Genomic DNA, 20,346 nt, shown 5'->3' with positions numbered 1-20,346 from the left:
TGGACTGTGTGGGAAGCTGTTTTGTTTATGATATATCTGCCATCCGGTTCAAGGTTTCAATCGTACGGCACTGGCTATACCTTTCTCTGTTTTCACCAGTTCATATTTATCCAGCTTTTCATACAGTTTTCCAAGCGTCTTGCAGCCGTATCTTTTCACTTTGAATTTGGGCATCAGCTTTTTCAATGCACCACCGATCAAAGACAAGGAAACTTCCGGTTTGCCGTCTGAAGCCAACTCAAAAGCCTTGTCGAAATACTCTAAATCCCGACGGAGGAAGAACTCCGGGGTGTTTTCCGAAGCCTTTATCTCTTTTCGGTCGGAGAAGAGGAATTCAGAACATGAACGGACCAAAGCTAAGGGAGCTTTGCTTTCACCGTATCCCAGAATTACCTGCCCGGCTTCCCTGATCCGTTGGGCCAGCATGGTGTAATCGCCGTCACTGGCGACCAGGCAGAAGCAATCAGTCTGACCGCCATGAAGGATATCTATCGCGTCTATAACCAATGCTATATCAGTCGTGTTCTTCCCTGTCGTATAGGAAGAAGCCTGTACCATCCTGAACCCATATTCTTTTGCAATATCTTTCCAACCCAAAAGCGGTTTTCGGGTCCAGTCTCCGTATATGCGCCTGACAACAGCGTTTCCATAACGGGCTACAAAATTCATAACGTCTTCTATCTTTTCGGACGAAGCATTGTCACCGTCTATCAATACGGCAACTGACAGATTCTTATTCTGTTTCATTTCAGTTATTTGATTGCAAAGTTATTATAACTTCCGTAAACCAAGAATAGTTTGCGGAAGTTTCTAAATGTATCCGGATCATTCTTTCTTTTTGCCGCGCTGTTTCAGGAATTCCTGAATCTCCGAACTGCGGTAGTAGTTCTTGCCGTTCTTATCCATGTGATAATAGCGGATAAGTCCTTTTTCGCGGTAACGGGCAAGGGTACGCTGGGTTACGCCAAGCAGGTTGGCAAGGTCACAATTATCCAGCAGGGTATCTCCGTCCAGACAATCTTTCAGGCGGTTCATACGGTCCAACTTCTTTTCAATACGGTCGAAGCCTTCTACAATGGTCAGTATCATTCTTTCGAGTATCTCGTTATCTATATACATGGTATATTTCTCCTATAATTTTAAAGGTGATTACTTCGATACCCTTCATGTGCGCACTACAAGAGTATATACCATGAATAATGAAAATCGTGTGCCAAAATACAGAAACAGAACGAGAATAAATTACAATACGCTGATTTATTGATAGATAGAAAGATATAGAAGTAATTATAAACTGTAAAGTGTAAATACCTGTACTGTAAACCTTATGAACACAATGTTCAGAAACTTTACACTTGTTTATGCTATGAATGAAACCTTATGACATCTTACGACACTTGCTGACAGGTGATTGGAAATAAACCTTCCGGGAATATATCTTTGTTCCAAACTAAAATAAAGAGCCTATGGAAATTGTGAGTATTGAAGCGAAGACTTTCGAGGCGATGTTCTCAAGGTTTGAAATCTTCGCAGAACGATTGGAGCGACTTTGTCAAACGTATAATGACAAAGGAGAAAAACGGTGGATGGATAATCAGGACGTGTGCCTCCTCCTTAATATCAGTCCGAGAACATTGCAGACCTTGCGTGATAATGGTACGCTGGCATACAGCCAGATTTGCCATAAGACTTATTACAAGCCGCAGGATGTAGAAAATATTCTTTCGCGAGTGGAAGAGAGTAGAAGACAGGTGGCAAACAAGGGCAAAACAATTTAACGTCATGGAAAATACGGATTATCAGTTCAGAAATGAAAAGTCATCAGGTAGCCAAGTGGTTACTCCGGACAACAACGAGCGTATAAAGGCATTCTTTTCTTCACTGGACCGTCTCTCCGGTTTAATGGAGAAACTCTTTACCGACAGACAGGCTACATTGAACGGAGAGAGCTTTTACACAGACAGGGAACTGTCCCAGAAACTGAAAGTCAGCCGTAGAAGTCTGCAAGATTACCGGAATCAGGGACGGATACCTTACATCCAGCTCGGTGGAAAAATCTTGTACAGAAGTTCGGATATCGAGAAAATATTGGAAGATGGCTACCGTAAAGCACTCAAATGACCATGTACACCTTATTAATATTAATTTGTCATTAACGATACAGCCGTATGCCACGGGAGTCTTTCTTCCTGACATACGGCTGCTTTTTTTTCAGAACTGTTACTTGCTCCCATAGCCGGAATTCCCGAATTTCTTTCCGATACGTTCTGTCAGTTTTTTAATATCCTCATTTATTTTCTGATGTGTCATTTTCGCATATATCTGGGTAGTCCGCATACATTTGTGTCCCATCATCCGGCTGACGGTCTCCAAAGGCACCCCTTGTGAAAGCGTAATAAGAGTTGCGAAATTATGCCGGGCCATGTGAAAGGTTATGTGCTTTTCAATACCGCAAAGTCTGGCAATCTTGTTAAGATTGACGATTGTCGAACTTAAGCTTACAACATTGAATATCTTGTCGGTTTTCCTTTCCCCCGCATACTTTTCCATGATTTGTAAAGGGATATCCAGCAACCGGATCATGCATTCGCTTCCTGTCTTCTGGCGGCTGATCTTTATCCAGCGGCTGCCGTCCTTTTCCCTGTAGATATGTTCTTTTGACAGATTGCGCAGATCGGCATAAGAGAGTCCGGTATAACAGCAAAAAATGAACATATCCTTTGTATGGCATAACGGACGGGAAGCGACAGGGGTATTGATGAACAGCTCAAGCTCTTCCTGTGTCATGTGCCGGCGTTTCCGGGGCGGTTGTTCAGGAATATAGGCGGCAAAAGGATTGCAGCGAAGGCTGCCCTGTCCGATTGCCCTGCGGATTATTTTCCGCAGGATAATGGTATACCCTGAAACCGTATAGGCAGAATATTTCCTTTCAATGCGCAAGTATGTATCAAACTTCTCGATGAAAGAATATTCCAGTTTCCTTAATGGAATATCCTCTGTCCCGTAATATAACCGGATATATTTCCTAAGCTGGATGAATGCAGCCTCGTAAATCTTGAAACTCCCTTTCTTGCGGGTAATTCCTATCTGTCTGGCGTATTCTTCATTGTGTTCCTCAAAAAGAGTCATCAACGTTTCCTTTTTCTGCCCGATACCGTTCACCGCGTTCTTTACAAGTTCAGCGGTGATGTAACCTTGGGTGTCCAGTATATCCTTATAATGGCGGTTAATGTCCGCAGTCATTTTTTCTATATGCCGGTTTGCTTCTACCGCATGCCGGCTTTTGCCTTTCATGCGGTAGGCTTTCGCATCCCAAAGAGAAGGGTCAACATCCATCTTTGCAGAAAACTGGGCGACTTCGGTATTGATGGAAATCCTGCCCATCAACGGGCATAAACCGTTCTTTTTGATTTTGTTGCGGTTGATGTAGAAGATTGCGGAAAAAGTGCTGTAAGCCGTACCTGTATTCTTGTTCTTATCCTTTTTCATATTCTTCATTATTTATTCAGTTGGTACATTGCCTGATTTATTCTCATTGAACAGACTTTTGCCGGAAATGCGTTTCTGTAAATGGCGCATGTCCTCGTTTATCTTGTCGTTGGAAACTCTTGCGTAGATACGCGTAGATCTCCAGTCGCGGTGTCCCAACAGTTCGCTGACCGTATCAATGGGCACACCTTGGGAAAGCGTTACTACACTGGCATAGGTATGGCGTGCCATGTGGAATGTCAGACGTTTGTCTATTTTGCATTTCGCTGCAATCTTTTTCAGGTTAATATTAGTCTTGCTGCAACTCAACATAGGGAACAGCCTCCCGTTTTTTCCCAGGCCGTGGTATTTATCTATTAATTTCAATGGAAGCTCCAGCAAGGGTATATGGCAGGGAGTTCCCGTTTTCTGGCGGGCTGTATGAATCCACCATATCCCGTCTTCCGCCTGTGCAATGTTCTTTTCCGTCAAGTTACGCATATCACTGAAGGCCACACCCGTGAAAGCCGAGAAAAGGAACATATCACGGACAAGGTTCAAATTCGGCTTTTCCAGCGGAGTTTTAATGATTTTCTTCAGTTCTTTTTCTGTCAGGGATTTAGGGAGGATGGGAACTGAATCATATTTATAGTCGATAAAGGGATCATGCTGAATCAAGCCGTTATTGATGGCGGACTTTACAATTTTCCGCAGATGCCCGATTGTATTTACTATCGTGGCTTGTGCAAATTTGAGGTCGATCCGCAAGTAAAAGTCATAAGCGGAAATAAAATCCGGGGTGAGGGACTGGAAAGGTATGTCACTGACATTATATTTTTTACGCAGGAATCGTTTGAGGTGGTTCAAGGAGACTCCATATCGCTTGTATGTCTCCAAAGTACGGCTGATGCCCACGGTTTTCCGGAAGCCTTCATTGCATGCCTCAAAATGCCTGACCAGCGTTTCCTGCTCGGAAGAGATTCCTTGAAACGCGTTTTTTACTTCTGATGCGGACACATCTTCTTTCTTCTCCAGCAACTCCTTATAAGCTGAATGGATGGCGACACACATTTTGTCAAGTTCGCCATTGACTCCCAGGGCGCACTTGCTTTTTCCGATAGCCCTGCCGGATTTTGTATCCCACAGTGACAAGGGAACACTCACTTTCGCACTGAACTGCACCATTGATTTACCGATAGTAATACGTCCCAGTACGGGAATTGTACCATCTTCTTTTTCCTCATTCCGTTTGAGGTAAAAATGTACTCTCATTTCGTTCATAACTAACTCTATTTTAGGTTTCAAAATTACCATATACAGAGCTAATCTTTCATAAGCAAAATATTGTGTTTTAATGCAATATAAACCGGAATCGGGCATCTATTTCAAATAAAAGTAAGGATAATCATCTGTATACTCACAACATCCTCTTTATCAGAGCCTTTGATGATAGTATCAACTACTGTCCGGATACCAAAATAGGTAATGGATTCGTAACAGAAAGATTTCCTAAATACACAATATTCTGCTATTTTGCCACTTGGCAACGAAGAGTAAAACATAGAAGTTAGAACTATAAATCAGATAGTTACATCGTTTTGTCCGTTTTTGCTTTAAAAGGGCATAGTCTGGTAACGTAACTTTCTTCCAAATGTGCTTTCCTTTGCTTCTTTTTTCAATCTCGCTAAAAAATATGTTTTATAACTGTTTGATTTTTAGCATAGTTGCGTTATCTTTGCACATCTTAAAAAAATACTTTGTTTCACGCCGGGAAACAAGTGCCTACCCAAAACGTCCCGTAATATAGTTCTGAGTCTCCACCTTCTCGGGGTTCGTAAATATCTTCTTGGTATCGTCAAATTCCACCATTTGCCCCAAATAGAAGAATGCTGTTTTATCACTAACGCGTGCAGCCTGCTGCATATTGTGTGTAACGATAACAATTGTATACTGTTCTTTCAACTCGTGAATAAGCTCCTCTACTTTAGCCGTAGAAATAGGGTCGAGCGCAGAAGCCGGCTCGTCCATCAGCAATACGGAGGGAGACACAGCCATGGCGCGAGCTATGCAGAGGCGTTGCTGTTGTCCGCCGGAAAGTGCATAAGCGGAAACCTTCAGCTTATCCTTTACTTCTTCCCACAAGGCAGCACCCCTCAAGGACTCTTCCACACGCTGGCGGATAAAACTATTGTCCGTCACCCCGTTCACCCGAAGGCCATAGGCCACATTCTCGAAAATACTTTTCGGGAAAGGATTAGGACGCTGGAACACCATACCTACTTTCTTACGGAGCTCATCCACCTGGACATCTTTTCCGTAGATATCCTTTCCGTCAATATGGATTTCACCTGTCAGGCGGGTATTGGGAATCAGATCGTTCATACGATTGAATAACCGCAGGAAAGTGGACTTGCCGCATCCCGAAGGACCGATAAAGGCTACCACCGAACGTTCTTCTATCGACATACTGATACCTTTCAGAGCATGAAAGTCACCATACCAGAAGTTTACATTATTTGCTTCTATTTTACCAATCATTTCATTTACTGTTTATTATTCCCGTTAGTTCATCTTTACTTTTTTCTCAAAATACTTCCGTAAGGCATTTGCCAGAAGATTGACAAAGAGAATGATCATTATCAAAACCAAAGCAGTGCCATAAGCCAGCGGAAGCTGAGCTTCCATATCCGTACCACTGGTAGAAATAACATATAGATGATAAGGCAATGCCATGCACTGATCGAGGATACTTGCGGGCAACTGAGGAAGAAAATAAGCGGCACAAGTAAACAGGATGGGTGCGGTCTCACCGGAAACACGTCCCAAAGCAAGAATAAGCCCTGTTATCACATTCGGCATGGCCATTGGCAGAATCACATGCCAGATGGTTTGCAATTTGGTAGCTCCCAAAGCCCGGCTTCCTTCACGCAGGGTATCGGGAATAGCTTTCAGCGCTTCTTCGGTAGTACGGATCACCAAAGGCACGCAGAGCAATCCCAATGTAAGAGAGCCGGCAAGGATACTATCGCCAAACCCCATATAGTTAACGAACAGGGCCATACCGAAAAGACCAAAGACAATGGAAGGTATCCCGCTCAGATTATTCGTCATCATGCGGATAAAACGAACGATCCAGCCCTTCGGAGCGTATTCATTCATATAAATACCACTCATTACTCCCACCGGAAAGGCAAACAGGGCACTGCCTATCATCAGATAGAATGTTCCGACGATGGCAGGCCAAATACCACCTGCCGTCATGCCGTCCTTCGGCGCGGTAGTCAGAAACTCCCAACTGATAACTCCTATACCTTTATATATAATAAAGCTGAGAATGGCAAAGAGTACCCCTACCACCGTCAGACTCAGCAAACGGAATGTACCGAATGCAATGCGTTGCGAAAGATGTTTCCTATCTATCATACTCATTTTACTTTTCTCTGTAAAACACTATCTTTTCCGGGCCGATACAGCTTCCACCGTGAAGTTGATCAGCAAACTGATAAAGAACAATACTACTCCCAGAAGGAATAAAGCTTCATAATGAGCTCCTCCGGCAGGTGCTTCTCCCAGTTCCGCTGCAATCGTAGCAGGAATGGTGCGCAACGGCTCCAGAATGGTATGCGGTATAACAGCCGCATTGCCTGTCACCATCAATACCGCCATCGTTTCTCCGATGGCGCGTCCGATGCCCAGCACTACTCCGGAAGTAATGCCCGATACAGAATAGGGTATCACCACCTTATATATAGTTTGCCATTGCGAAGCTCCCAATGCCAGACTGGCTTCACGCATGGCACGGGGACAGTTGCGCATGGCATCTTCTGTCACAGTGATAATCGTGGGCAATGCCATTATTGCCAATACAATACTTCCCGCCAGACCGCTTTCGCCAACCGGCAAGTCGAACACTTTCTGTATGAGCGGCACAATGACTATCAATCCGAAGAAGCCATATACCACTGACGGAATACCACTCAGTAACTCAATTATCGGCTTCAACAAATTACGTACCTTAGGATTTGCCACTTCGGACATATAGATAGCTACCGAAAGGCCGAACGGAAGAGCAATTAGAATGGCAAAAAGACTCACCCATAATGTACCCGTTATCAGCGGCAAAAAGCCAAATTGCGCGGCAGGTGTAGCCGTAGGAAACCATTCGGCACCGGCAAAGACGTCTTTCACTGAAATCGTATTATCGCGTAACAAATGTACAGAGTCTTGCCGGACAATAAACTGTTGCGGCACAAAAGCAATGATGCCCGGTGTACGCTCCACCAACTCGGTAATCCTTGCTCCGGCGTGTTCATAAGAAGGGCCCAGTTCTTCTTCAGTATAATACTGGGTGATATCCTCCAAACGGAAAAGCCGGATAGGCATATCCTGCCCTCCGACCTCATTCCAGTTCGTTATTTCCTCATCGAAAACATCTTTTATCTGAGCCGGTGTCAGCTCAGTAACCTTATTATCTTTATTCAATGCCAATACATATCCCTCTTCAATCACCCGGCTGTTGAACAATCCCAACGCCTCGGAAAAGAGAAACAGGATGATAAGCACAATGGTAATGCTTGTTACGAAACCACTGCAAGCCAATATACCTTCTACTATTTTTTCAAAAAGTTTCTTCATAAATACCTGTTGATATTCTGCATGCAAAGAAACGGGGCTGATGTTAAGAGAGTGTGACTAACACTTGAAAGAAATGTTTCAAACATATTACAAAAGCGTTACAACCCGCAAAAACACAAGCTTTGTAATAGCATCGTAATACACGATTGCTTTATTTGCAGACAATAAACAAAAAGAGTAGTATGAAGGTTGTTATACTATCATTAAGTTTACTACATAAAGTAATTATAAACAATACCTATTATGAAAAGAATAAGTATTATCCTACTCCTGACATTAGCTGCAAGCAGCATGCAAGCACAGCGTATTAAAGGCAGCGACACCGTACTCCCCGTAGCACAACAGACCGCTGAAAGGTTTATGGCACTCAATCCCGATGCCCGGATTACCGTCACGGGTGGCGGTACCGGCGTGGGCATTTCCGCTTTATTGGACGGAACAACGGATATCGCCATGGCATCCCGCCCTATCAAATTCAGCGAGAAAATGAAAGTAAAGTCCGCAGGCAAGGAAGTAGAAGAAGTAATCGTCGCCTACGATGCCCTCGCCGTCGTAGTACACCCTTCCAACCCCGTGAAACAACTGACACGTCAACAACTGGAAGATATCTTCCGGGGAAAAATAACAAACTGGAAGCAAGTGGGTGGAGATGATCGTAAAATCGTAGTATATTCCCGTGAAACATCTTCGGGCACCTATGAGTTTTTCAAGGAAAGCGTTCTCAAAAATAAAAATTATATGAGTAGTAGCCTTTCCATGCCCGCCACCGGAGCCATTATCCAATCCGTCAGTCAGACGAAGGGAGCAATAGGGTACGTAGGACTGGCTTATCTCTCCCCTCGCGTCAAGTCACTTTCCGTATCTTATGACGGCAAACACTTTGCGCCGCCCACAATGGAAAATGCCACAGACAAGAGTTACCCCATCGTACGACCTCTGTATTATTACTATAATACGGAAAACACCGGACAAGTAAACCCACTCATCAGTTTCATCCTGTCACCTGCCGGTCAGGAAATCATTAAAAAGAGTGGATATATTCCGGTAAATGAAGAATGAAGAACGAAGAATGAAGAATTTGACCGCGCTATGTAAGTATGCCGCAAGGTGAATTCTTCATTCTTCATTCTTCATTCTTCATTTTTTTCTCCTATCTTTGCACGGAATACGAAAACAGACAGCATTATGGCAGATATTAAGAGCGAAGAAACAGGCGAAAAAAAGAGCCTCAACTTCATTGAACAAATTGTTGAGAAAGATTTAAAAGAGGGTAAAAACGGTGGTAAGGTGCAAACACGTTTTCCGCCCGAACCCAACGGATACCTCCACATCGGTCACGCCAAGGCTATTTGCCTTGATTTTGGTATTGCAGCCGACCACAATGGCATCTGCAATCTGCGTTTCGATGATACCAATCCGACCAAGGAAGATGTGGAATATGTAGAAGCCATCAAGGAAGATATTCAATGGCTGGGTTACCATTGGGGTAATGAATACTATGCGTCCGATTACTTCCAGCAATTGTGGGACTTTGCCATCCGCCTCATTGAAGAAGGTAAAGCATATATTGACGAGCAGACTTCCGAGCAAATCGCACAGCAGAAAGGTACTCCTACCCAACCGGGTGTGGAAAGTCCCTACCGCAACCGCCCGATAGAAGAAAGTCTCTCCTTGTTCAAGAAGATGAATACAGGTGAAATAGCAGAAGGTGCTATGGTACTCCGTGCCAAAATAGACATGGCGAATCCGAACATGCACTTCCGCGATCCTATCATTTATCGTGTAGTGAACCATCCGCACCATCGCACGGGCACCACTTGGAAAGCTTATCCGATGTATGACTTCGCACATGGACAAAGCGACTACTTCGAAGGCGTAACCCATTCTCTCTGTACGTTGGAATTCGTTCCTCACCGTCCGCTCTACGATCTTTTTGTAGACTGGGTGAAAGAAGGACAGGATTTGAATGATAACCGCCCTCACCAGTATGAGTTCAATAAACTGAACCTCAGCTATACGCTAATGAGCAAACGTAATCTGTTGACTCTGGTAAAAGAGAAACTGGTGAACGGATGGGATGATCCCCGTATGCCGACCATCTGTGGTTTCCGCCGTCGCGGATATTCTCCTGAGTCTATCCACAAGTTTATCGATAAAATCGGATATACCACTTATGATGCGCTCAATGAATTTGCCTTGCTGGAAAGCGCCCTGCGCGAAGACCTTAATTCCCGCGCAATTCGTGTATCTGCCGTTGTGAATCCGGTGAAGCTGGTAATTACCAACTACCCCGAAGGACAAGTGGAAGAACTGGAAGCTATCAATAATCCGGAAAAACCGGAAGAAGGCAGTCACTTCATCGAATTCAGCCGTGAGCTGTGGATGGAACGTGAAGACTTCATGGAGGATGCTCCCAAAAAATATTTCCGCATGACTCCGGGACAGGAAGTGCGCCTGAAGAATGCTTATATCGTAAAATGTACCGGTTGCAAGAAAAATGAAGCCGGAGAAATAGTCGAAGTATATTGCGAATACGACCCGAACACCAAGAGCGGCATGCCCGAAGCAAACCGTAAGGTGAAAGGTACCCTACATTGGGTTAGCTGCGACCATTGTCTCGAAGCCGAAGTACGCCTCTACGACCGTCTGTGGAAAGTGGAGAACCCACGCGACGAGCTTGCCGCTATTCGCGAAGCTAAAAACTGCGATGCCCTGGAAGCGATGAAAGAAATCATCAACCCGGATTCATTGCATATACTGCCCCATTGCTACATTGAGAAATATGCCGCAGGCATGAAACCGCTTACTTACTTGCAGTTCCAGCGCATCGGTTACTTCAATGTAGATCCGGACTCCACACCGGAAAAGATGGTATTCAACCGTACTGTAGGGTTGAAAGATACCTGGGGCAAGATTAACAAATAAAGTAAGGATTATAGGAGTAAACTATTAATGAGCAATAAAAACCTGCTGTCCGGCAGAGATAAAGAACTTCAGGAACTTGCCGAACAATATGAATCGGCAATGTCCGCGAAACAACCATTTTATCTGGACGCAGACGATTTGGCTGACCTTGCCGACTGGTATGGCACCAAAAAGAATTATGATAAGGCTTTAGAAATTGCAGAATATGGCCTAAAGCTACATCCCGACAGTACGGCATTAATGATAGAATATGCTTACCTGCATCTGGATAGCGGAAAAAGAGCAAAGGCACGTGAAATCATCGAAAACCTTCCCGATACCTATTCACCGGAAGCCAAGGTGGTACGCGCCCACTTGCTGCTGAGTGAAGGTAAGCTGGATGATGCCGAACAGCTACTCGATACGATTGAAGATAAAGAGGACCTGGCAAATGTAGTCGATGTATCTTATATGTACCTCGATATGGGCTATCCGGACAAGGCTCTGGCATGGCTCGATCCGGTAAAGGAAGAATATGCCGATGAAGAAGCTTACATTGCCGTAGTTGCAGACTGTTACTATGGGAAAGGTATGATAGAAGAAGCAATTCCTCTATATAACCAGCTGATAGATCAGAATCCATATTCGGCTCCCTACTGGTTCGGACTGGCAAGATGCCATTTTGAAGATTTGAACTTCGACCAGGCAATTGATGCCTGCGACTATGCATTGGTAGGTGATGACGAATTTACAGACGCCTATGTAATGAAAGGGCATTGTTTTTACCAGTTGGGTAATGAGGATGCAGCGCTGGAATGCTATCAGAAAGCTGAGCAGATGCATGGGCTGGCTCCTGAGTTTGTCTATACTTATATCGGTTTATGCAAGGTATCCAAAGGCGAATGGGAAGAAGGATACGAAAATCTGGAAAAAGCAATCCAGGCTAACGAAGCGGAAGAAACTCCCGCACCTACTCTACCCAGCCTATATGCCAATGCAGGGCTTTGCCTTTCCAAAATGAAAAAGAAGCGCAAAGCGCACCAGTATTGTAAGAAAGCCCAAAAGCTGGAACCGAAAGATCCTGAAGCCTACCTGATTGAAGGCCGCATGTACGTCGAAGAAGGTGACTACGAAAAGGGAATAAAGCAATGGGCAAAGGCCTTGAATTGTGCTCCTAGCGCTGATACTTGGAATGAAATAGGTATGCACAGCATGGAAATCGGATATCTGGATTATGCGAAAATAGCTTTTGAACGTGTTTGTGAGTTAGAACCGGAATTTGAAGGTATCAATGAAAAGTTGACCGTTCTCTACATGACGCTGCATGATAAGGAAAACTTCATAAAGTACAATCAGAAGTGCACCCGCCCCTTCGATCTGAAAGAACTGGAGAAGATGCAGGCTATGATGGAAAATGAAGACCGGGAAGATCTGGCTGTTTATATGCAAAATATCATAAAAGCATTGCAATAAAAAAACAGAGAGTAAAGCTGATCGCTTTACTCTCTGTTTTTTATATTGTAGGGAGTATCCTTATTTAGCACTATGTGTAGAAAGCTTCTCCAAAAAATATACCAGGAAGAAACCAACAATCATCAATACTACAGCTTCAACAATATATTGATTAGGAAGGATATTCGCTTCAACCAGTGGTTTGACTACTCCATGACTGTCTGTGAACGTTTCAAGCGTTTCTTTCCATGGCCATACTTTATTAAGAGACCCCAGCATAAAGCCGGTCAATACCGCCAACGTTATATTACGAAAGTTCTTTAGTGCATATGAAAGAACTCGTGAAAAAGTAGTTATACCTATACAGGCACCTGCCAAGAATACTAATAAAGTCGCTATATCAAGTGTCTTGACCGCTTCCATTATATAAAAGTATTTGCCTAACAGTACCAGAATAAAACTGCCCGATATACCCGGCAAGATCATTGCACAAATAGCAATCGCACCGCAAAGGAAAATGAAAAACAGATTGGATGGCGTTTCAGCAGGAGTTGCCACCGTAATGTAATAGGCAACTGCCACTCCTATGATAAAAGCCGGAATTGTTTTCTTATTCCACTCCTTTATATCTTTCCCCACAAACCAGGTGGAAGCCAGCACCAGTCCGAAAAAGAAAGCCCAAACCATTACCGGATGATCCGTAAGCAACCATGTAATAATCTTAGCCAACGAAAATACACTGACAGCGATTCCTGCCACAATGGAAATTAAAAAATTACCATTAATAGCTTTCCAGAACGCTCCCCATTTTCCTGTAAAAAACAACTTTAAACTTTTTCCGTTGATGCTTTTTATTGAATCTATCAGTTCATCATAAATTCCCACAATAAAAGCAATTGTTCCTCCCGATACTCCGGGAACCACATCGGCTGCTCCCATTCCCACACCTTTCAGCATGAGTAAGGCGTAGTCTTTTAAACCTCGTTCCATTTTTCTTTGTTATCTATTAATACTTGATTTCATGGTACAAAGTAAAACAAAAAAAGTCAGTTACTCACCATAAAGCAAATAAAATACACAAAAGATAATCTACAATCAATTCACACACCAACTCACTATATAAAAAACAAATGGTGCACAATAGCCTCACGACCCTTGTGCACCTTATCTTTTTTATTGCTATTTAAAAATCTGAATTTACTATTTCTTCACAGCCTCTATTGCTTTGTCATAATCCGGCTCCTGAGTGATTTCGGGTACCAGTTCAGTATACATCACTTTTCCATCTTTACCAATGATAACTACTGCACGTGCCAGCAAACCGCCTAATGGTCCATCTGCCATACGCACGCCATAGCTTTCATCGAAATCCGAAAAGCGGAAATCAGACAAAGGAATTACATTTTCAATACCTTCCGTCGTACAGAAACGAGCGTGAGCAAAAGGCAAGTCTTTGGAAATTGCCAATACCACGGTGTCAGGCAGACTTGCTGCCAACTGATTGAACTTACGCACAGACGTTGCACAAACGCTAGTGTCCAAACTCGGGAAGATATTCAATATCACATTCTTTCCTTTCATATCTTTCAAAGAAAAAGAAGAAAGGTCAGTCTTTACTAACTCGAAATCAGGAGCAACTGTTCCTGTTTTTATAAACTCACCGATAATCTTAACCGGTTGTCCCTTAAATTTTGTTGTAGCCATAGTTTTCTTTTTTTATATGTTTATATAACAAACGAACTGTTAGAAAAGTTCGTCCAAAACTTTTCCAACTGCAAATTGTTACTCTCACAAACATGATTACAATAACCATTTAAAATTCGATTTGCATGAAAACTTTATTTGACGAACTTCAATGCGAAGTAAAAAACTGGTGGATATCTCTCTTGCTTGGCATACTCTACGTAGTAGTTGCCGTCAGCCTGATGTTCGCACCGTTGAGCGGCTACGCTGTTTTGAGTATCCTGTTCAGCATATCCATGTTATTCAGCGGTTTGCTGGAGATTTCTTTTGCTGTAAGCAACCGGAAAAATGTATCCAGTTGGGGCTGGTATCTGGCCGGAGGTATCATCGACATGATATTCGGTTTCTACCTGATAGCTTATCCATTACTAAGTATGGAAGTTATTCCTTTCATTATTGCATTCTGGCTGATGTTCCGGGGCTTCTCATCTGTCGGCTATGCCATGGATCTGAAAAGATATGGTACAAGAGACTGGGGCTGGTATATTGCTTTCGGCATATTAGCCGTAATTTGTTCGCTCATCATCTTATGGCAACCGGCAATAGGCGCTCTCTATGCAGTTTACATGATTTCATTCGCATTCCTGATTATCGGATTCTTCCGCATCATGTTGTCATTTGAACTGAAGAGTTTGCATAAACGTGGAAAAAGCATGAAAGAGAAAAACGAAGATAAAGAAATTCCCGTAGGATAGTTAAGAATTCCACTGCCCGGAGAAACGAGTTGACTAAAGTGCCTGGAAACAGGAACTTGTCAACTCGTTTTCTCATTAGTTACACTTCAGGAAACGATGCATAGTAGTTCGGGATACTCCCATCTGACGAGCCAGCTCCGAACAGGAAACACCTCGTTGAGCATCTCTTATCAAACGCCTTTTGTTCTCACGAAGTACCCTCATAGCAGGACAGGTTCCTTTCTTTCGTCCCAGTTTTACCCCCTCTTGCCTGCGCCTTGCCAATGCTTCTTTTGTTCGCATGGAAATCAGATTACGTTCTATCTCTGCCATTAATCCGAATGCGAACCCCAATACCTTGCTGTTCATGTCATTTTGAAATACATACCCCTCTTTTGTGCTGTACAGAACAATTTCTTTCTTGATACAAGAATTAAGAATCGTCATGATTTCCAACATTGTACGGCTCAACCTTGAAATTTCCGTTACAATCAGCGAATCACCTTTTTGCATCCGATTCAATACCCCCGACAACTTCCGGTCTTTGCTTCTCACACTACCACTCACCGTTTCGGTGTACCACTTGTCAATCTGCAATCCATTCTTCTCTGCAAAACGCAGAAGTTCTTCACGTTGATTAGCCAGAAATTGTTTTTCTGTACTTACTCTTAAATAAGCTACTACCATAATTTTGTTGTTTTTATAGGTTTAACGCGCCAAAGAACAGCAATAACAGCGAGATATCACACTACCTCCAATCAATGATATACAGGCGATTGCCTCTGTTTAGACTCTTTTATTTGACAACACATATTTCTGATACTATGAGACAAATTATGTAGAAGTACATTTTCAAGGATGAAAAGCTAGTCATAAAAAGAAACAATAAAAAATCTTCTTTCTTTTCTATCGAACAAATTCCCCTTTTTTCGTTTATCTTTAGAGAAGATAAGCTGCATTTCAGCATAACTTTTTCATGCGAGCATGAAAGTTATGCACTCAAATTGCATTATCTTTGTAGTCAGTTTTATAACAAGAATATAAATTCATAATTAAAAAAACAAAGGAATTATGGCAATGCATACATGGTTTGAGTGCAAGATCCGTTACGAAAAAGTAATGGAAAACGGTATGAACAAGAAAGTTACAGAACCTTATCTGGTGGACGCACTCAGCTTTACGGAAGCGGAAGCACGCATCATTGAAGAAATGACACCGTTTATTTCAGGCAAATTTACAGTATCAGACATCAAACGTGCCAACTATAGCGAATTATTCCCCAGCGAAGAAGAGGCCGCCGACCGCTGGTTCAAGTGTAAACTGATCTTTATTACTCTGGACGAAAAGAGTGGAGCTGAAAAGAAAACATCCACTCAGGTATTGGTACAAGCTGCCGACTTGCGCGATGCTGTTAAGAAACTGGATGAAGGCATGAAGGGTACGATGGCGGATTACCAGATTGCTTTAGTATCCGAAACACCCCTTATGGATGTATATCCGTATAGTGCGGAACCCAATGACAAACCGGAAGTTTAATCTTTTGAGAATTGAAAGTTGAAGTGATTAGCGTAAATACAGAACGCTTTGATCTTCAACTTTTGAATTTCATATTTCAATTTTCTAATCATGAATATTGCAGAGAATCTTCAACAAGTGCTAAGCGAACTGCCTGATGGGGTGCGACTGGTAGCTGTCTCCAAATTTCACCCCAATGAAGCGATAGAAGAAGCCTATCGCACCGGACAACGAATATTCGGAGAAAGCAAAGTGCAGGAAATGACTGCCAAGTACGAAAGTCTTCCCAAAGACATTGAATGGCACTTTATCGGGCATCTGCAAACCAATAAAATCAAGTTTATCGTGCCCTACGTGGCTCTGATCCACGGAATTGACTCATACAAACTCCTTGTAGAAGTCAATAAGCAAGCTGCAAAAGCCGGAAAAGTAGTCAACTGCCTGTTGCAACTGCACATTGCAGAAGAAGAAACCAAATTTGGTTTTAGTTTTGGCGAATGTCGGGAAATGTTAGCAGCCGGTGAATGGAAAACTCTCAGTAACATACAATTATGCGGTCTGATGGGTATGGCAACAAATACAGACGACAATGAACAAATAGAGAAGGAATTTTGTTCATTAAGTAGCTTCTTCAAAGAAGTGAAAGACTCATGGTTTGCCGACACGGAGGCTTTTCGGGAGTTGTCCATGGGAATGTCCCACGATTATCACCAAGCTATTGCTGCTGGAAGTACTCTGATACGCGTAGGAAGCAAAATCTTTGGAGACAGAACGTATTAATCATTATTCATTAAACATTATTACCATGGCAACATTAAAAACTACTTTTGCCGGGTTAGAATTAAGAAACCCGATTATCGTCAGCAGCTCAGGTTTAACTGATAGTGCTGAAAAAAATCAGAAATTCTATGAAGCCGGTGTCGGTGCCATTGTTCTGAAATCTCTTTTTGAAGAGCAGATCATGTTGGAAGCTGACTGGCTGGGAGATCCGAATATGTATCCTGAAGGCAGTGATTATTTGGTAGAATACGTCCGCCAACATAAACTGTCAGAGTATCTGGAACTGATTAAGGATACTAAAAAAGTATGCCCCATTCCTGTTATTGCCAGCATAAACTGCTATCAGGATGCTGAATGGGTAGGATTTGCGCAACAAATGGAAGCGGCAGGAGCTGATGCTATAGAAATCAATATCCTGGCTCTCCAGACAGATATGCAATACAATTACGGTTCATTCGAACAACGCCATATTGATATTCTCAGCCACATCAAAAAGACGGTACGTATTCCGGTCATCATGAAGCTGGGTGATAACCTGACTAATCCGATAGCTCTGATAGATCAGTTATATGCCAACGGAGCAGCTGCCGTGGTATTATTCAACCGCTTCTATCAACCGGATATTGATATCGAAAAGATGAAGCAAATCTCAGGAAATGTATTCAGCACAGGAGCTGACCTGGCTAAAGCCTTACGCTGGATCGGTATTGCTTCCGCAGCTGTGAATAAGCTGGATTATGCAGCATCGGGCGGTATTCACTCTCCCGAAGGTATTGTGAAAGCAATTTTGGCAGGAGCTTCAGCGGTAGAAATCTGCAGTGCATTCTACCAGAACAGCTATGCCCTTGCAGGAGAATATATCCACTTCCTGAACTTATGGATGGATCGCAAAGGCATGGAAAACATTCCTCAATTCAAGGGAATGCTGAATGTCAGCGACTTGAATGGAGTAAATACCTTCGAACGTACTCAGTTCATGAAATATTTCTCCAGCAAAAAATAAACAGGAACCACACAACATATCATTATAAGTAATGCCCCGTAACATATATTGTTAGCATATCTAACATATATTGTTACGGGGCATTACATATATTGGCGTTTCCTTTACAGAGGAACTTTTTCTTTATTCGGGTTTCTTATCCAAGGCTTCAAAGCATGAATTCTTGCTGATAAACTCAGGAACAATATCCTTCATGGCCGCTACAATCTTCATCTGATCATACGTGTAACTAACCTCTATCAACTTCTGAATGCGTTGCTTCACCTCATCATAATCATATTCGCGAACTGTAGCAATCATAATCTTCTCATGATAAGTCGGCTTTGTCAGCTCTTTCACATTCAGCAATTCTTCATACAGTTTTTCACCATGACGCAATCCGGTGAACTCAATCTTCACATCCGTACGTCCGGAAAGGCTGATCATACGCTTGGCAAGATCCACAATCTTCACCGGTTTACCCATATCAAAGATATAAATCTCACCGCCATTACCCATGCTACCGGCTTCAAGTACCAGACGGCAAGCTTCGGGAATAGTCATGAAATAACGGATAATTTCAGGATGTGTCACTGTTACAGGACCACCGCGTTGAATCTGGTCGCGGAAACGTGGGATTACCGAACCATTAGAGCCCAACACATTACCGAAACGTGTCGTAATGAATTGCGTTGTATGTCTGCCTTCCTGCTGGAGTTTCTTAGCTAAAGACTGCACATAAATCTCACAGATACGCTTGGAACATCCCATTACATTGGTCGGATTTACAGCCTTATCCGTAGAGATCATTACAAACTTCTCAGCACCGTATTTTACAGCCAGATCAGCCAGTGTACGCGTACCGAACACATTGATCTGAATGGACTCGGAAACATTATCTTCCATCATCGGCACATGCTTATAAGCCGCTGCATGGAAAATGTATTGCGGTTGGTATTCCTTGAAGATATCTTCCATACGCGTAGCATTGGAAATATCCGCAATAATAGTCTCTGCATCAATGTCACGCCAACGATCCTGCAATTCCAGACGGATATCATGCAACGGAGTCTCCGCCTGATCTACCAGAATTAGCTTATAAGGATTGAAGGAAGCTACCTGACGCATTATTTCGCTACCGATAGAACCGGCAGCACCGGTAATCATTACGCGCTTTCCTTCAAGATGGGAAGCTACCTTATGAATATCTATTTCAATAGGATCGCGTTGCAGAAGATCTTCAATCTGAATTTCTTTCAACTGAGTACGGTTCAAAGTCTGTCCGCTCCACTCGCTCAAAGGAGGTGCAGTCATAAGCTTGATGTTGTGTTCAAGAAGACGATCGGCCATATCAGACTTCTTCAGTTCTTCCATTTTGGCCGGCGAAATAATAATTGTATGCACATCGCGGTCATTCAATACATCAATCAGAGACTCGTCATTCGGGAATACCTTTACGCCCATCATCACCTTATTAATCAGTTCCGGCTCATCCGCTATGAAACCACGCAGACGATAGTGATTGCGCAGGTTGACGCGCAACGCTTTCGCAATATTCACTCCCGCTTCCTTAGCACCATATATAAAGACGTTGGCACTATGACTTCCATCAAAATTCAGAAGTTCATAGAACATCTTCACAACTATACGTGAGCAAGACATAATGGCAAAGCTAATGATATACGCCATAAACAGCACACTCACAGGTGCCAGACGAATATCCAGATAACTTGCCAAAAGCACACTCGAAATCATTAACAGTGCATAAGACACCGTCAATGAAACAAAAATGCGCATAATGTCTATAAACGAAGAAAAGCGCAATACGTTGGAATAGGTGCGGAACACCCTAAAGAAGACTAAGTTGACAATGACCGTCCACACAACCGTTTTGTCAATGGTAGAGGATTCCATGAAAATACTCCTGAAATCATATCGAAGCGCATAAGCCAATAAGCTGGATACGACGATTATCAATACATCGATCAACAGAATAGTCCAAATCGGCAATACCTTTGCTGAAAGGTACCGATGAAAAATTTTATGTTTCATTTCGTTTGACAGTTTTGTTCTAGGCGAGGCAAAGATACATCATTTTTTATCAAATAAGACAAGAAAAAGATAAAAATGTGTGATAAAATTAAATGGTGGCAAAGTTACAGGTATAACTTTGCCACCATATTTACGACTTAT

At 42.8% G+C, this 20,346-nt stretch carries 20 protein-coding genes; 9 read left to right on the top strand and 11 right to left on the bottom strand.

Features of this window, described 5'->3' with window-relative positions; all coding sequences use genetic code 11:
- Positions 1 to 48 precede the first annotated feature (48 nt).
- Positions 49 to 747, bottom strand: a complete 699-nt coding sequence (locus BN161_RS23250; protein WP_044270702.1) for an NYN domain-containing protein — start codon at positions 745 to 747, stop codon at positions 49 to 51.
- Between the two features lie 78 nt (positions 748 to 825).
- On the bottom strand, positions 826 to 1,119 hold the full coding sequence (locus BN161_RS23245; protein ID WP_044270700.1) for a helix-turn-helix domain-containing protein: 294 nt from the start codon (positions 1,117 to 1,119) through the stop codon (positions 826 to 828).
- Between the two features lie 347 nt (positions 1,120 to 1,466).
- Between BN161_RS23245 and BN161_RS23240 the strand changes: the two genes are divergently transcribed.
- Complete coding sequence (locus tag BN161_RS23240; protein WP_044270699.1) at positions 1,467 to 1,778, top strand: helix-turn-helix domain-containing protein; 312 nt, start codon at positions 1,467 to 1,469, stop codon at positions 1,776 to 1,778.
- Positions 1,779 to 1,782: 4 nt separating this feature from the next.
- On the top strand, positions 1,783 to 2,121 hold the full coding sequence (locus tag BN161_RS23235; RefSeq protein ID WP_044270697.1) for a helix-turn-helix domain-containing protein: 339 nt from the start codon (positions 1,783 to 1,785) through the stop codon (positions 2,119 to 2,121).
- A gap of 99 nt (positions 2,122 to 2,220) precedes the next feature.
- Here BN161_RS23235 and BN161_RS23230 read toward each other — a convergent pair whose 3' ends face one another.
- From BN161_RS23230 to pstC, 5 genes are all read right to left on the bottom strand, one after another.
- On the bottom strand, positions 2,221 to 3,489 hold the full coding sequence (locus BN161_RS23230) for a site-specific integrase (protein ID WP_044270729.1): 1,269 nt from the start codon (positions 3,487 to 3,489) through the stop codon (positions 2,221 to 2,223).
- A gap of 12 nt (positions 3,490 to 3,501) precedes the next feature.
- Complete coding sequence (locus tag BN161_RS23225) at positions 3,502 to 4,749, bottom strand: site-specific integrase (protein WP_074435184.1); 1,248 nt, start codon at positions 4,747 to 4,749, stop codon at positions 3,502 to 3,504.
- A 501-nt stretch (positions 4,750 to 5,250) separates the two neighbouring features.
- Positions 5,251 to 6,006 carry a phosphate ABC transporter ATP-binding protein PstB gene (gene pstB / locus BN161_RS23220; protein WP_022210907.1) on the bottom strand — a complete coding sequence of 252 codons (756 nt, stop codon included), beginning with the start codon at positions 6,004 to 6,006 and terminating at the stop codon, positions 5,251 to 5,253.
- A 24-nt stretch (positions 6,007 to 6,030) separates the two neighbouring features.
- Positions 6,031 to 6,891 (bottom strand): phosphate ABC transporter permease PstA, encoded by an 861-nt coding sequence (pstA, locus tag BN161_RS23215; RefSeq protein ID WP_044270695.1) that lies wholly within the window; start codon positions 6,889 to 6,891, stop codon positions 6,031 to 6,033.
- A 27-nt stretch (positions 6,892 to 6,918) separates the two neighbouring features.
- Entirely contained in the window at positions 6,919 to 8,103 is a 1,185-nt protein-coding gene (gene pstC / locus BN161_RS23210) for a phosphate ABC transporter permease subunit PstC (RefSeq protein WP_007209711.1), read from the bottom strand.
- 243 nt (positions 8,104 to 8,346) lie between these two features.
- On the opposite strand from pstC, the gene BN161_RS23205 reads away from it, so the two are divergent.
- The 3 genes from BN161_RS23205 to BN161_RS23195 all read left to right on the top strand — a co-directional run bounded on the left by BN161_RS23205 (position 8,347) and on the right by BN161_RS23195 (position 12,480).
- Positions 8,347 to 9,162: a PstS family phosphate ABC transporter substrate-binding protein gene (locus BN161_RS23205; protein ID WP_044270693.1), complete on the top strand. Its 816-nt coding sequence runs from the start codon at positions 8,347 to 8,349 to the stop codon at positions 9,160 to 9,162.
- Between the two features lie 126 nt (positions 9,163 to 9,288).
- Positions 9,289 to 11,028 carry a glutamine--tRNA ligase/YqeY domain fusion protein gene (locus BN161_RS23200; protein ID WP_044270724.1) on the top strand — a complete coding sequence of 580 codons (1,740 nt, stop codon included), beginning with the start codon at positions 9,289 to 9,291 and terminating at the stop codon, positions 11,026 to 11,028.
- Positions 11,029 to 11,055: 27 nt separating this feature from the next.
- Positions 11,056 to 12,480 (top strand): tetratricopeptide repeat protein, encoded by a 1,425-nt coding sequence (locus BN161_RS23195; RefSeq protein WP_044270689.1) that lies wholly within the window; start codon positions 11,056 to 11,058, stop codon positions 12,478 to 12,480.
- A gap of 60 nt (positions 12,481 to 12,540) precedes the next feature.
- Here the strand turns inward: BN161_RS23195 and BN161_RS23190 are convergent, their stop codons facing one another.
- Both BN161_RS23190 and tpx read right to left on the bottom strand, forming a co-directional pair.
- Positions 12,541 to 13,449 carry a DUF368 domain-containing protein gene (locus BN161_RS23190; protein ID WP_044270687.1) on the bottom strand — a complete coding sequence of 303 codons (909 nt, stop codon included), beginning with the start codon at positions 13,447 to 13,449 and terminating at the stop codon, positions 12,541 to 12,543.
- Positions 13,450 to 13,659: 210 nt separating this feature from the next.
- The gene (gene tpx, locus BN161_RS23185) at positions 13,660 to 14,163 is read right to left on the bottom strand and encodes a thiol peroxidase (protein ID WP_044270686.1); all 504 of its coding nucleotides are present in this window, start codon (positions 14,161 to 14,163) and stop codon (positions 13,660 to 13,662) included.
- Between the two features lie 125 nt (positions 14,164 to 14,288).
- On the opposite strand from tpx, the gene BN161_RS23180 reads away from it, so the two are divergent.
- Positions 14,289 to 14,897: an HdeD family acid-resistance protein gene (locus tag BN161_RS23180; protein ID WP_044270684.1), complete on the top strand. Its 609-nt coding sequence runs from the start codon at positions 14,289 to 14,291 to the stop codon at positions 14,895 to 14,897.
- Positions 14,898 to 14,972: 75 nt separating this feature from the next.
- On the opposite strand, the gene BN161_RS23175 is transcribed toward BN161_RS23180, so the two are convergent.
- Entirely contained in the window at positions 14,973 to 15,563 is a 591-nt protein-coding gene (locus BN161_RS23175; RefSeq protein WP_044270682.1) for a master DNA invertase Mpi family serine-type recombinase, read from the bottom strand.
- Between the two features lie 384 nt (positions 15,564 to 15,947).
- On the opposite strand from BN161_RS23175, the gene BN161_RS23170 reads away from it, so the two are divergent.
- The 3 genes from BN161_RS23170 to BN161_RS23160 all read left to right on the top strand — a co-directional run bounded on the left by BN161_RS23170 (position 15,948) and on the right by BN161_RS23160 (position 18,174).
- Positions 15,948 to 16,412: a DUF4494 domain-containing protein gene (locus BN161_RS23170; RefSeq protein WP_044270679.1), complete on the top strand. Its 465-nt coding sequence runs from the start codon at positions 15,948 to 15,950 to the stop codon at positions 16,410 to 16,412.
- Positions 16,413 to 16,502: 90 nt separating this feature from the next.
- The gene (locus BN161_RS23165) at positions 16,503 to 17,171 is read left to right on the top strand and encodes a YggS family pyridoxal phosphate-dependent enzyme (RefSeq protein WP_007209722.1); all 669 of its coding nucleotides are present in this window, start codon (positions 16,503 to 16,505) and stop codon (positions 17,169 to 17,171) included.
- A gap of 25 nt (positions 17,172 to 17,196) precedes the next feature.
- A complete protein-coding gene (locus BN161_RS23160) occupies positions 17,197 to 18,174 on the top strand; it encodes a dihydroorotate dehydrogenase-like protein (protein WP_044270722.1) in 978 nt (325 codons plus the stop codon).
- A gap of 123 nt (positions 18,175 to 18,297) precedes the next feature.
- Here BN161_RS23160 and BN161_RS23155 read toward each other — a convergent pair whose 3' ends face one another.
- Entirely contained in the window at positions 18,298 to 20,205 is a 1,908-nt protein-coding gene (locus tag BN161_RS23155; RefSeq protein WP_044270676.1) for a polysaccharide biosynthesis protein, read from the bottom strand.
- Between the last annotated feature and the right edge of the window lie 141 nt (positions 20,206 to 20,346).

The sequence above is a fragment of the Bacteroides timonensis genome, assembly GCF_000513195.1.
Classification (GTDB): Bacteria; Bacteroidota; Bacteroidia; order Bacteroidales; family Bacteroidaceae; genus Bacteroides; species Bacteroides timonensis.
The sequence above is the reverse complement of the archived record's forward strand: the minus strand, read 5'-3'. Positions and strand labels throughout refer to the sequence as shown.